Source organism: Vibrio iocasae (assembly GCF_042245395.1).
GTDB lineage: Bacteria > Pseudomonadota > Gammaproteobacteria > Enterobacterales > Vibrionaceae > Vibrio > Vibrio iocasae.
This window is the reverse complement of record NZ_CP145311.1, coordinates 745608-759924: the sequence shown is the minus strand read 5'-3', so window position 1 is coordinate 759924 and position 14317 is coordinate 745608. Positions and strand designations below refer to the sequence as shown.

The window sequence follows — 14317 nt, the reverse complement described above, 5'->3', positions numbered from 1 at the left end:
AATTCTGTCTCTTTAGTAATAGATTTATTCCTGCTCTTTGTAGTGAACATCACTCAAATCGCGTAGTTTCTGTGCGGCCTGTTCTGCTGTCAGGTCACGTTGAGATTCAGCAAGCATCTCATAGCCCACCATAAACTTACGTACAGTTGCACTGCGAAGTAGTGGTGGATAGAAAAGTGCGTGTAGCTGCCAATGATCGATATCTGTACCTTCCTCGAAGAAAGGTGCATAGTGCCAACCCATTGAGTATGGGAATGAACACTGGAACAGATTGTCATAGCGGCTGGTTAGCTTCTTGATTGCAACAGCAAGGTCATCACGCTGCTCATCAGTAAGCTCACTCATACGACGAATGTGCGTCTTAGGCAGAAGCATAGTTTCAAATGGCCATGCCGCCCAGTATGGAACAACAGCAATCCAGTGCTCGGTTTCTACCACTGTACGCTCACCGTCTTTCAGCTCTGCTTGTACGTAGTCAACCAGCAGGTTAGAACCATACTTTTCGTAGTATTCTTTTAAATTCTTCTCTTTACGCTCAATCTCATTTGGCAGGAAACTATTCGCCCAAATCTGACCGTGAGGGTGTGGCTGAGAACAACCCATGGTTTCACCTTTGTTTTCAAAGGCCTGAACCCATAGGTACTCTTTACCCAACTCTTCGATCTGTTCATCCCAGGTATCAATAACACCGCGAATTTTATTCACTGGCAGTTCTGGAAGCGTTTTACTGTGATCAGGGGAGAAACAAATTACGCGGCTAAGACCGCGAACACCTTGTGTTTTAAATAGTGGGTTGTCTGATTCAGGTGCATCCGGAGAATCAGTCATCAAGGCTGCAAAGTCGTTACCGAAAACGTAAGTTCCTTCATAATCAGGGTTTTTATCTCCAGAAATACGAGTGTTCCCTGCACAAAGGAAGCAATTTTCATCATATGAAGGCAGTTGTTCAGTTGAAGGTTTTTCGTCCTGACCACTCCAAGGGCGCTTTGCGCGGTGTGGAGAAACCAGAATCCATTGGCCCGTTAACGGGTTATAACGACGGTGAGGATGATCAACCGGATCGAATTTGATATCAGACATACAAGCTCTCAAATTTTGTAAAAACTCAGGTGCCACGTTAATTTCCAGGTAACGGACACCCGATGATTAGTAAATTAAATTAGTAACCCTGAGGGTTCTTCGACTGCCAATTCCAGGTGTCTGCAGTCATTTCCATCACGCTACGGGTCGCTTTCCAGCCAAGATCTTTCTCAGCTTTAGCCGTGCTTGCCCAGCACTCAGCGATATCGCCCGGACGTCGTGGACATAGTTCGTAAGGTACTGGCTTGCCACAAGCCTTGCCGAACGCATCGACCATCTCAAGCACACTTGAACCGTTACCTGTGCCCAGGTTGTAGATGTGCAGGCCAGCCGTTTCACCTACTGATTTCAGTGCTGCGATATGACCATCTGCCAGATCCATAACGTGGATGTAGTCACGAACACCAGTACCATCTGGCGTGTTGTAGTCATCGCCAAACACAGATAGTTTTTCGCGACGGCCTACTGCAACCTGCGCAATAAATGGCATCAGGTTGTTTGGAATGCCTTGTGGATCTTCTCCCATAGTGCCTGACGGGTGCGCACCTACAGGGTTGAAGTAACGAAGTAGCGTGATGCTCCAGTCGTCATTCGCATCAAAGAAGTCAGAGAAAACACACTCAACCATGTATTTACTGCGGCCATATGGGTTAGTTGTTGCGCCAACTGGTGAATCTTCTGTGATTGGCACCACTTCTGGATCACCGTAAACAGTCGCAGATGAACTAAACACGATGCTCTTAACACCTGCTTTTCGCATTGCTCGTGCCAATACAAGAGAACCATTCACATTGTTGTCGTAGTACTCAAGAGGTTTTGCAACAGATTCGCCAACCGCTTTTAAACCAGCAAAGTGAATCACTGATTTGATGTCGTGTTCGCTAAAAATCTTATCCAACAGAGCTTCATCACGAATGTCACCTTCGTAGAACTCCGGGCGACGGTTAGTCAGCGCTTCAATGCGTGCAAGCACTTCAGTTTTGCTGTTGCAAAGATTATCGATAATGATTGGTTCCATGCCTGCTTCTAACATCTGCACACATGTGTGGCTGCCGATATAGCCCATGCCACCTGTTACTAGAACTTTCACATTTGCCTCTCTTTGGCGTGTTACCCACGCCGCTAAATAAATTTCAACGAACCCTGGATTGTTCATTGAGCTTGTATGAAGTTTAGAGTCTATTCGTCGCTTATGCTGTGATCAAACTCAAATTAGTGTAAACGTTTCCACAATTTTTCACTCTAAAGGAAACATATTGCAACTATATGTAGAAAAAGGAGTCGAGGAAGTGTCAGCAAATAGACAAGAAGCCCTTGTAAACGCTTGCACGTTATAGATGCCGTACTAGTTACACCGGAAGCAATGTCTCATTTTATGGAATTTGAGTGGTCAATAACTTTACTTTAAATACAAAGAAAGCCTTACACTTTGTGTAAGGCTTGGAATAAAAAGACTGCACTGTCCCCCCTTAATGGAACAGCACAGTGAAAACTCTATCTCCTCAGGCACGCCTTAGGTCAGAGTAAAATTTAGATCTTTTTGAAGTAAACCATCAAAGCAGACTCCGGATCGAGAATTGGCAAAGTTAGACCCACTTCTTTCAGGTTATCGCCGCTTAACGTCAGAGTTTTATCCAACCACTTAGGGCGTTGCTTCATCAACTGGAAGCTGGTTGTCGGCATCTCGACTAGCTTCACTTCATAGGTAGCTTCTGTATCAATGCAGCTGATACGCAGTGGTGTTGGCAAGGCGTAATCCGGCATTGCTAACTGACAAACGGTAATCACCATTTCGTCGTCATTCATCACACCGTAGATATTCTGTCGACCATCAGAAGCATTCAGTCTGAAGCTGCGTCCAGAGTGAAGCAGATCGCGATACTGCTTATGAAGAGCAATGTAATGAGCAAACGCCTTCTTCTCTTCCGCCGACTCTTTAACCGGGTCTAACTCAACGCCCATATGTCCGGCAAGTGCTGTCATGCCTCGCATATTAATATGGTGCATACGGCTGGTTGTGTGTGCCTCATCAGGACCTATGTGTGCACCCATGACTTCTGGTGGGAAGAAGTAGCTCATACCCTTCTGGATAGTTTGTCTTTCCAGTGCATCGTTACAGTCAGATGCCCAGAAACGATGAGTACGTTTCAGAATTTCATAGTCAATACGGCCGCCACCTGACGAACAGGACTCAATTTCTACTTCCGGGTGCGCTTCGAGCAGGTTATCAAGCAATTTGTACAAGGCTTTTGTCTGGCCATTAACCGCTGGGCGACCTTCATGACCAGGCTGAACCAGTTCACGGTTCATATCCCATTTCAGATAAGCAATATTGTACTGAGTCAACAATGAGTTCAGACGCTCGTATAGGTAATCAAAACAATCTGGGTTTTGCAGATCCAATACATACTGCCAGCGACCGGAAGGCTGATGATAGCCCTGCAATCCGAGCACCCAATCTGGATGGTCACGGTAGAGCATGGAGTCTTTACTGATCATCTCTGGTTCAACCCACAAACCGAACTCCATACCAGCGTCGTTGACGTGCTTGATGACTGGTTCGAGCCCATTTGGATATTTCTTCTCATCCAGGAACCAGTCACCAAGCGCCGTACGCTCGCCATCACGACCAACGAACCAGCCGTCGTCGATGATAAAGCGCTCTACCCCCATTTCTGCCGCTTCAGTTGCCATCTGCATGATGTACTCAGGCTTATGATCAAAGTAGATACCTTCCCATGTATTCAGGTGTACCGGACGAGGTTTATCTACTGGGAACTTCACAATATTGCTGCGCACAAAACGGTGGAATCGATCTGAGATACCGTTTAGACCTGTCGTGCTGTAACACGCATACAGCCAAGGTGTCGTATAAGTTTCACCCTCTTTCAGTGCCACCTCTCCAGAAAGAAGCAACTCACCTGCCTGTACAAATCGGCGGCCGTCACTCTTCACATCAGCACGGAGTTGGTGGTTACCACTCCAACCAAGATGGAAGCCCCAAACGAGACCACTTTGTTCATTAAAGTTATCGGTACCAATCAAAAGGCCCGGGAAGTTTTCGTGTGATGTACGACCACGACGGTTTTCCTGCATGAATCCGCCATGAGCAAAAGATTGTCTGTGTGTCTGGAACTCCCGGCTCCAACGACCATGGAAGCTCATTAACTCGCTAGCATGGTGAGGAAGAGGAAGTGTCGAAGTTAGCTTGTTCAGGTAATACTCTGAGTCACCTTTGTTCGTTACGCTAACTCGCTTTTGTACAACATCGGTTTCAAAGTCTAGCTTTACTTCGATTTCAAGCTGAAGATTAGTTACTGAATCTTGCAGCGTAAACGCAGCACTGTTTTCGCTGACACTCTGGTCTTGTACTTCAAATACAGGTGCCCAGTCATAGCCAGTTCGATGACCGTCAATACCTGGAGCATTAAAGTGGCCACTACCAAGCTCCGGACATAGCGAAAGCGGAACGTCCACATCCAGACGAGCCTGAGAGATTGGTCTTTCCGTCGAAAGTAGAAGATCGTCATCGATCTGACTAATTGCAGATCCCCAATGCAGAATTTCCGGAATACGGTCAACCTTAATAATCAGACTGCTATTCTTACTTTTTAAGTGGACGATCTTGTTCATCTCTGTAGCCTTAGTGTTTACGAAAACATTTGATGTAATCATGTGCTCATTTGTGGATTATTTCCAGATCTCTCCACCAAGTTCGTGATCAAGATCTTCCTATTTTCTGAAATGAATTCGTACGCAACAACAAAATATGTTTTCGAAAACATTTAACAAGCAAAACATACAAACACTCAAAGCCATGCAATGGTAATTCAATAGGCAAATAAGCAATGCTGATGATAGAATCAAGATTCGTGTTGCAGAATGTTGGGATAAGTCCGTACAGATGAGCGTTACTTTTAAAGAGGTTGCTGAGTTAGCAGGGGTATCAACACAAACCGTATCTCGAGTTACAAATGGTTCTTCTAGTGTTGCTGAGGAAACCAAGAAAAAGGTCCTGGCGGCCATTGATGAACTTGGCTATGTACCTAACCGGGGTGCCCAAATACTAAGCCGAGCAAAGGCAAGTGTTGTCGGTCTTATTACTTTGGATATAGGTTTACATGGAATCTCATTGATCGCCAGCAGCATCCGTAAGCAAGCTCAGAAAAAAGGGTTTGGTATATCACTGTCCATCGTACCGGATCCCTCTTTTGACAATATGGTCTTAGCGGTTCGCGAGCTTAAATCGCAGAAAGTTGAAAGTATTATTTTCAATGTTCATGTGGTGAAGCATGATGCGGAAGCACTGGTAAAGCAGTTCCCGGACATGAGCTTTGTCTTTATTGATGTTCCACCCAACACAAATGTCAGTTCAGTCAGTGCCAGTAATTACGAAGGTGCTCAAACTTCAGCACAGTTAATGCTGGATCATAAACGCACTAAATTTGTACTGATTAGCGGACCAACAAACTCTAACGCTTCCAGACTCAGGCTTCAGGGTTGGAGTGACACCATCAATGCCAATGAGGCGACTATTGTTCATCAGTTAGAAGGTGACTGGCAGGCGAAAAGTGGTTACCTGAATACCAAACAAGCACTGACCAGCGGTGAAGCCTTTGACGCTGTACTTGTTGCCAATGATCAGATGGCTCTGGGAGTACTAAGAGCTTTAGATGAGCAAGGCATAAAAGTACCGGAACATGTTGCTGTTATCGGCTTTGATGACACCGAAGATTCCGCTTTCTTCAGCCCTCCTCTTTCAACTATCAGGCAGGATTTTGTCGCGATTGGTGAACAAGCTGTCGAATTTGTTCTTGGTCAGGATGGAAGTGAAAACAAACGCGTGATGATGGCAACAACATCACTAATAGAAAGGCAAAGCACGGCTGTTAAGCAAGAATCTCTTTACGATAAAAAAGAGATTCAAAGCCTGTTAAATCAGATACATCAGTTGCTTCCATAGTCTGAACTTCGTCATTCCGTACTATACTCGCACCCGTAATACGGAATGACGCAAAATTAGTTCACCATTGCAAAGCAAATCTGATATCTGAATTTCTTATCAGTAATCAAAAACTCAGGGTGAACACTTGGGCTCCATGAGTCATCACCACCAACCCCCATGTGCTGATGATCGATTCTCAGGTAAACCTTATCTTCTGCCACCAGCTCATTTGGATGTTTCGCTGCAGCCAGTTTGTCCTGAGAGAACTGACTGACACCAAAGTGGAAGTTGTTTCCGGTAACTTTCAAACAACCGAGCTCTACCAGAGAACTATTACAACGCAAGCCACTTTCTGTCGGGAATATATAAGGTGTAAACATCTCTTCTAATGAGTACTGATAATAGTTAGTTCGCGCTGCTGACAATCTATCCGGGTAGTTCTCGAACGGTCCTAATCCGTACCAGGATACTCCCTTGCCTGCAGTATTCGCATTTAACACCGCTTCCAGACCAACTCTCGCGAGTGGTGGTAAATGCTCGCTAACTTCGACATCTATATCGATAGTTAACTCCCCTGCTCCGTTCAACATATACTGCCAACGGGTTACCGCCATCAGCTCATCATTATTTCGATAAGCGAACTTACTAACAACCATCACGGCTTTGCTTAGCTCATTAACCTCAAAAGAGAGCAGTTCTTTATCCCATTGACCTAATCCAATCTCCCCCCAACGAGTCACGGGCGCATTCGGGTCAACAAAATCAGCTTCACTAGTACCAATATCGTTGTCTAACGGCGCGCGATAGAAGTTATCACTTAGCGGCTGAGCCAGTATTGATAAGCCTTTGTTGCTCATCTGCACCAATTCACCCGACTCTATATTCCAGCTGAATGCTCTGTCTGCCACCTCAGCAATCAAACGAGAGTCTGTCTCTGACAACTTAACCTGAGCCATTGACTTCACTTTTTTCTTCGGAGAAAGGCTTAGTTTGTTAGGTACCTTAAATTGCTCGGTAGCAATAACATGACCTGCCCCAGCCCAGGCACTTGGTTTAAGCGTTTTCACATCAATATTAAGTTGATAATCGCTTCCAGACTTTAACGTATAAGCGCAGCTAAATACCCACTCTTTCTCACTCTCTGGTGCAATAACCAATTCAGAGGAATCAAGCGCAACTGGCATACCATCTTCCAGCAACGTCCACATAAAGGTTTCGTTATCACTGGAACGGAATAGTTGTTCATTAATAACCTTCACCTTCCAACGAATAGTCTGACCATCATTGTCACTGCACTCTAAAGAGATCTGATATGGTTGCTGACAGTATTTCACTTCAAACAGAGTTGGGTGAGGTGTTCTGTCCGGGAAAATAAGGCCATTAATGCAGAACTGACGATCATTTTGCGTATCGTTAAAGTCACCACCATAGCCCCAGTAATGCTTGCCATTGTCATCTGTTTTACTGATGCCCTGATCAACCCAGTCCCAGATGAAACCACCTTGCAGACGAGGATACTGCCTGAACGCATCCCAGTACTTGTTAAAGCTACCAATACTATTGCCCATTGCATGGGCATATTCACAAAGAATCAGCGGGCGATCTTCACCTGGCATACTGATCCACTTTTTAATCGCCCATTTAGGAACCGCAGGGAATGGCTGGTCCTGATCGACACGTGAGTACATCGGGCAAATAATGTCGGTCGCAGTGGTATCTGAACCACCACCTTCATACTGAACAGGTCGGGAAGGATCGCGCTCTTTTGCCCAAGCATACATGGCATTATGGTTCGTGCTTTGACCAGACTCATTACCTAGCGACCAGATGATAACACTCGGATGGTTCTTATCTCTCTCCACCAGCTTGGTAAAACGCATCATGTAAGCACCAGCCCATTGAGGATCCGCAGATAAACGTTCCATTGGGAACATACCATGAGTCTCAATATTGGCTTCATCGACAAGATACAAACCGTACTCATCACACAGTTCATACCAACGCGGATGGTTCGGGTAGTGAGCAGTACGAACAGCATTAAAGTTAGATTGCTTAAGCAGCTTAATGTCCGCAATCATGCCCGCTTCATCTATCGCGTGACCCTTAACCTGATCGTGCTCATGGCGGTTTACCCCTTTAATTAGAAGAGGCTTACCATTTACCAGCAATTGACCACCGATGATCTCTACCGTTCTAAAGCCAATATCATAGGCTTCAATATCAACAACCTTGCCACTCTTATCTAGTAAGGTCACCACACAACGATAAAGATTAGGAACTTCTGCACTCCAGTGGTCTGGCTCTTTAACATCAACAGAAAGGTATACCCTGTCGTCCCAGCCACCTTTTTCGTCAACAATACGGTTCTGAGTCGTTTCGGTAACCACCTCTGAAACCGCTTTGTGACCATCAAAAACCTGAATCTGAACCTGATGCTCGTCCGGATTAACCAGAATCACCTCAGCTTCAACTTTGCCATCTCGATAACAAGCATCCAGTTGTGGTTTTACAAATACGTCAGAAATATGAGATTTAGGTTTTCCCAGCAAAGTAACATCGCGAAATATACCACTCAGCCACCACATATCCTGGTCTTCCAGGTAACTACCGTCACTCCAGCGCATCACCATCACAGCAAGGGTGTTTTCCCCTTCAACAAGATGGTTCGATAAATCAAACTCTGCCGGCAGGCGACTATCCTGAGAATAACCAACCCAAACCCCGTTACACCAAACATGAAAAGCGGAATTCACCCCATCAAAAACAATTCGGGTCTGCTGAAGAAGGTCCGCTTTGCTGACCTCAAACTCGGTTCGGTAACAGCCTGTCGGGTTATCTTCTGGAACAAATGGAGGATTAACCTCAAAAGGATACTTAATATTGGCGTAGATTGGATTGTCAGAAGAACCCGCTTCCTCAAGCTGCCAGTTCGACGGAACGGTAATCTCTTTCCACTCGCTGTCATCAAAACTGATTTGAGTAAACTGAGCAGGCACAGATTCAGGCTTATCGAAAAGAGAAAACTTCCATTCTCCATTCAAACTCACCCTTGAACTGTTTTTTTTCTGAAGAGCATCATCCTGACTGACATAGTGATGAAGCGGGCTATGACCAGCCAGCTGATTCGCCTGATACGAGAGTGGGTTTTCCCAGTCCCGGCGTGCTATAAGGGATTCAAAAGTAATCATTGTGTTTTCCTCTCTACAGCCTTTTTAGGTTGTATGGAACTAGGGCTTTCTGCCTCTGTTTTATAAATTTTTTAGTCGCATATCTCAGATAAGGTGGCACCGAAGCTTATTTTATTTGCCGGTTGTACTCGGTGCAGTGAGCATGCTTCGCGAACTAACTGTCTCCAACCACCCAAATCTATTGTGCGGCTCAACGGAAGCGAGTACATCCGGCAAATAATAAACCACCATGATTTACGGGCATATCCGGTAAACAACAGCCCACCATTACACGAATTAAAGGTGCTCAAATGCGCGCCAATCAAAATACCCGTATCACCTACGACCATTTTGATTAACCAGCTTCAAAAAAGTTTGGAAATACCGCAGCCCGAAGGCTGCGGTTTATTAGGAAAGTCTTATTACTTGAACGTTCTCTTACGAACTTTCTCAAGACGCTTAAGGATAGAATCTACACGCTCAGGCTTAACCATGAACTCCTGGAAGCCCTTCATACCTTCTTTCGCCATCGCTGGATCAGTATCGCGGTCGTAGAACTGCGCAGTACCGTCTGCTTCACCAAGAACTTTAACACCAATGTTCAGGAACTCATTGTCCACTGTAGGTGCTTTAGAGTTAGTTGGGATCTGAAGAATCTTAGCGTTGATAAGTGCCTGAATTTCAGGTGTTGCCACGAACTCCATGTATCTGCGAGCATCAGCTTTGTTTTTCGCTTTAGCTGGGATATGGATAGTATCCATTGGCGCATCTTCAGCAATTGGCACTGAAGGATCGATAACCGGGAACTGGAAGAAGCCCATCTTATCTTTCACTTCGTCAGCGAAGAATGGAGTAATGAAGTTACCAATCAGGTACATCGCAGCTTCACCGTTGTATAGGAACGGTTGAGCTTCCTGCCAAGAGTAAGATGCATGGTTTTCAAGGAAGTAACCTGGCTCTACAAGTTCAGCCCAGTTAGCCATTGTCTTCTTAACACGCTCATCTGTGTAAGGAACTTTACCGTCCATCAGATCAATGTGGAAGTCCAGGCCGTTTGTACGAAGGTTGATGTAATCGAACCAACCTGCCGCAGTCCACAGGTACTTAGTACCGATAGCAAACGGAGCGATATTGTTCTTCTTAAGAGTTGCAGAAGCGGATTTTAGCTCTTCCCAAGTCTTAGGTTCAGCAATACCATACTTCTCAAATAGATCTTTACGGTAGTAAACACCCCACTGGTAGTAAGTAAATGGAACACCATATTGCTTACCATTTACTGTCATCGCAGGTGCTGCTGATTTAAAATCATTTAGCATGTTGTTGTCTTGCCAAATGTCACTCACATCTTCCAGAAGACCACGGTCTACGAAAGTTTTCATACGGTTACCCGCATACCAGTGAACGATATCTGGTGGTGAAGTTACCAGCCAGTTACGTATTGTCGTTTTGTATGCTTCCTTATCATACAAGTTGTACTTAACCGTAATATCTGGGTTAGCAGCTTCAAAACGCTTGATAACTTCTTCCCATGCAGCCTTAGGGGCTGGGTCAGCCTGGTCAGAGTTAATGACTAGCGTTCCTGCATAAGCAGAGGCGGATAGAGTAGCAGTAAGCACTGCAGATGCAGCAATATGTTTCACATATTTCATATATTGAGGTCCTTGTTATAGAGCCGAAGCTCAACTGTTCCGGTTGCTATTTTTTAGCTTATTTCTCAATTTGTAGGGTGGTATACCAAAGCCACGAATAAAACTGCTAACTCATGGCATTGTTATTTGTGGTGCCAATTAACAAAGCTAACCAGCCGAAACCAGTTAGCCAAATCAATTACCCTTTTGTAGCACCTAAAGTTAAACCTGCGATAAAGTGGCGTTGCATTGTAAAGAACAGAACAACTGGCGGGATGGCCGCAACTACTGCACCTGCCGATACAAACTGCCAGGATGCCAGCCATTGTCCTTTAAGAGCACTCAAGCCTGCTGTTACTGGACGAACTTCATCACTCTGAACAAGTACCAATGCCCAGAAGAAGTCGTTCCATATAAAGGTAAATACCAGTACAGCCAGTGCTGCCAATGCCGGGCGAACTAGTGGCAGAACAACATGCCAGAAGATCTTCCACTCATTAACCCCTTCAACACGCGCAGCTTCAATTAGGGCATCAGGGATACCAACAATAAAGTTACGCATAAATAGGGTACAAAAACCTGACTGGAACGCGATATGGAAGAAAATCAGTGCCCAGTGAGTATCATAAAGTCCAAAACTGATGGTCAGATCACGAACAGGAATCATAAGAATCTGGAATGGTACAAAGTTACCACCGATAAACATCGCAAAGATCCAGATATTCGCTCTGAAGCGGTATTTTGCCAAAGCAAATCCTGCCAATGTAGAAAGTGCAACCGCACCTGCTACCGCCGGAAGGGTGATCATCAGGCTGTTCATCAGGTATTGCCACATTGGTGTAGCCGTAAATACCTGAGAGTAGTTTTCTATAAAGTTGATGTCTGTCGGCATCCCCCAGTAGTTACCCTTATTGATATCTTCAATAGAGCGAATGGAGGTCATCAATACTGCTGCAAGTGGAAGTAACCACATTATCAATGCAATAGGCAGAGCGACACGGTAGCTTATGTTGGTAAAGCGTCCAGACTTTTCAATCGGTTGTGGAAACATTATTTTTCACTCCTCAACATACGCCACAAGAAGTAAGCGATATAAATATCCATAATCAGAAATAGCATTACTGCAACTGCTGCACCGTAACCCATACGATAGTTAAAGATAGATTCTTCATACATCATATAAGCGAGTACTGTTGAGCTGCCCCACGGACCACCGGAGGTCATTATCGCCACAAGGTCGAAAGAACGAAGTGCACCGATAACGGTTACAACGATTGCGATAAAGGTTGCTGGTCGAAGCTGTGGAATAACCACGTACCAAAGCATCTTCAGCTTTTTCGCACCGTCGAGACGTGCCGCTTCCAACTGTTCAGGATCCAGGTTATTCAGACCTGTAAGATAAAGAATCATACAGTAGGAGATCTGAGGCCATAGGCCGGCAGCAATGATACCGAACGTAACCAAATCCTCATCCGCCAGAATAGATACCGGGTCCATTCCAAACCATCCAAGAGCAATATTTAAAAGCCCTAGTTTAGGATCGTAGAACCACGCGAATACCAGACCGACTACTACCTGAGAAATTACAAACGGGAAGAAGAACAGAGACTTTACAACACGAATCCCTTTCACCTGTTGGTTCAGGAACAGTGCGATAAACAAGCCAATTGGCGGCGCTAACATAAAAAAGATAAGCCAGTATAAGTTGTTCTTTAGCGCTGTATAGAAAGCATCAGAGTCAAACAGCTCGCCATAGTTGGCAAAGCCTACCCAAATCTTCTCACCAAGACCGTCCCATTCGTAGAAACTCAACATAATACTGTCGAGGATTGGGTAAATTACATAGATCATAAACACTATCATACCCGGGGCTAAAAATAGCCATGGGGATAGCGCTGAACTAACTCGCCTTTTCTTTTTTGCCGAAGGCATTCGGTTTTCCGGGTAGATCGTTTTCACTGAACGCTCCATTTTTCCGACACTCCCACCATTTACATCGTATTAACTCACCGCACTTAAACGCTCAACTACGAACGCTCGTTTCTGCTTGAAATGTATAAATACGACAGCGTACGAGTTTTATAATAGGACGGTAGTTGCGTTTTTGCACAATAAAGACGTCATTTTGTAAACGTTTCCACAAAATTTAGTGAAAATCGTGTTAGAAACATGACAGCGATCAATAAATCAACCCTCGCTACTAACAAAACTCACTAAAACGAGTATGTTTTATACAAACACGGAGGAACTTGCGGAATTTGCAAGCCCCGAATGTAAACGTTCTAACTAAGCCAGCTGTAGCAAAGGAGTCAGTAATGGCAGACATTACGCTAAAAAATGTAATTAAAAGATTTGGCGACGTTCAGACTATTCATGGTGTCGATCTTGAAATCGAAAATGGAGAGTTTGTTGTATTTGTTGGCCCATCTGGTTGTGGTAAATCAACTCTGTTACGTCTGGTCGCAGGTCTGGAAGAGATCACCGAAGGCGAGATTCATATTGGTGACACACTGGTCAATGATGTAGACCCAGCTGAACGTGGCGTTGCCATGGTATTCCAGTCATACGCGCTTTACCCGCATATGACGGTTGAGGAAAACATGGGCTTCGGTCTTAAAATGAACGGGGTTCCAAAAGATCAAATAGATAAACAGGTTTCCATTGCTGCGAAAACACTTCAGCTAGAAACCTACCTGAAGCGCAAGCCTAAAGAGCTTTCCGGTGGTCAGCGTCAGCGTGTGGCTATTGGTCGTGCTATTGTTCGTGATCCTAAGGTATTCCTGTTCGACGAACCTCTTTCAAACCTTGATGCCGAACTGCGTGTAGAGATGCGTCTTCAAATTGCCAAACTTCACCAGGAACTGGCAAACACCATGATCTACGTAACACACGATCAGGTTGAAGCAATGACACTGGCAGACAAGATTGTTGTGCTGCGTGCAGGTGAAGTAGAACAGGTAGGCTCCCCTCTTGAGCTATACCACAAACCTGCCAACGAGTTTGTTGCTGGCTTTATCGGCTCTCCTAAGATGAACTTCGTTCCTACCACTGTAAGTGAAGTAAATGGTGAAACGATTACATTAGTAACCAGTGACAAGCAGGAATTTGTGGTTCCAACGCCAAAAGCGGAAGTCAGTGTCGGTCAGAAGATCACATTTGGTATTCGCCCGGAGCACCTTCTTATCAATGAAGAGTCTGATATCTCTATGGTCTTCCAAAGTGAAGTCGTTGAGCGTCTGGGTAACAGTACTTATATGTTCGGCCAGTGTGCGAACATTGATGGATTCAAAGTTCACCTTCCAGGTGATCAGGAAGTAAAAAGCTTCCAGACATTAACATTAAGCTGTGTCGCAAGTGATGTTCACTTGTTCGATGCGGAAGGAATTTGTATTACGAGTTAGCAGCAATAAAAGTCAGAGGGTATTTTTATTTCTCTACGTTTTGGCGGGCCTTGTGCCCGCTTTTTTTATAACTAATTGAAAGTGAAATAACTATTC

Annotated in this window: 9 protein-coding genes; 2 read left to right on the top strand and 7 right to left on the bottom strand. The window is 44.9% G+C overall.

Going from position 1 to position 14317, the window contains the following annotated elements; genetic code table 11:
* Positions 1-24: 24 nt before the first annotated feature.
* The 3 genes from SNR28_RS13120 to SNR28_RS13110 all read right to left on the bottom strand — a co-directional run bounded on the left by SNR28_RS13120 (position 25) and on the right by SNR28_RS13110 (position 4713).
* A complete protein-coding gene (locus tag SNR28_RS13120) occupies positions 25-1080 on the bottom strand; it encodes a UDP-glucose--hexose-1-phosphate uridylyltransferase (protein WP_375752990.1) in 1056 nt (351 codons plus the stop codon).
* Positions 1081-1159: 79 nt separating this feature from the next.
* Positions 1160-2170 (bottom strand): UDP-glucose 4-epimerase GalE, encoded by a 1011-nt coding sequence (gene galE, locus SNR28_RS13115; protein WP_375752988.1) that lies wholly within the window; start codon positions 2168-2170, stop codon positions 1160-1162.
* A 440-nt stretch (positions 2171-2610) separates the two neighbouring features.
* Complete coding sequence (locus SNR28_RS13110; RefSeq protein ID WP_375752986.1) at positions 2611-4713, bottom strand: alpha-galactosidase; 2103 nt, start codon at positions 4711-4713, stop codon at positions 2611-2613.
* Between the two features lie 271 nt (positions 4714-4984).
* Here SNR28_RS13110 and SNR28_RS13105 point away from each other — a divergent pair, with 271 nt between their 5' ends.
* On the top strand, positions 4985-6043 hold the full coding sequence (locus SNR28_RS13105; RefSeq protein ID WP_375752985.1) for a LacI family DNA-binding transcriptional regulator: 1059 nt from the start codon (positions 4985-4987) through the stop codon (positions 6041-6043).
* 56 nt (positions 6044-6099) lie between these two features.
* On the opposite strand, the gene SNR28_RS13100 is transcribed toward SNR28_RS13105, so the two are convergent.
* From SNR28_RS13100 to SNR28_RS13085, 4 genes are all read right to left on the bottom strand, one after another.
* Positions 6100-9213 carry a beta-galactosidase gene (locus SNR28_RS13100; RefSeq protein ID WP_375752984.1) on the bottom strand — a complete coding sequence of 1038 codons (3114 nt, stop codon included), beginning with the start codon at positions 9211-9213 and terminating at the stop codon, positions 6100-6102.
* A gap of 401 nt (positions 9214-9614) precedes the next feature.
* Entirely contained in the window at positions 9615-10841 is a 1227-nt protein-coding gene (locus SNR28_RS13095) for an ABC transporter substrate-binding protein (RefSeq protein ID WP_375752983.1), read from the bottom strand.
* Positions 10842-11019: 178 nt separating this feature from the next.
* The gene (locus SNR28_RS13090; protein ID WP_375752982.1) at positions 11020-11871 is read right to left on the bottom strand and encodes a carbohydrate ABC transporter permease; all 852 of its coding nucleotides are present in this window, start codon (positions 11869-11871) and stop codon (positions 11020-11022) included.
* Positions 11871-12791 carry a carbohydrate ABC transporter permease gene (locus tag SNR28_RS13085; RefSeq protein WP_375752981.1) on the bottom strand — a complete coding sequence of 307 codons (921 nt, stop codon included), beginning with the start codon at positions 12789-12791 and terminating at the stop codon, positions 11871-11873. Before SNR28_RS13085 ends, SNR28_RS13090 begins: the two co-directional genes overlap by 1 nt.
* Before the next feature lie 344 nt (positions 12792-13135).
* Between SNR28_RS13085 and SNR28_RS13080 the strand changes: the two genes are divergently transcribed.
* A complete protein-coding gene (locus SNR28_RS13080; protein ID WP_375752980.1) occupies positions 13136-14221 on the top strand; it encodes an ABC transporter ATP-binding protein in 1086 nt (361 codons plus the stop codon).
* Positions 14222-14317: the final 96 nt, after the last annotated feature.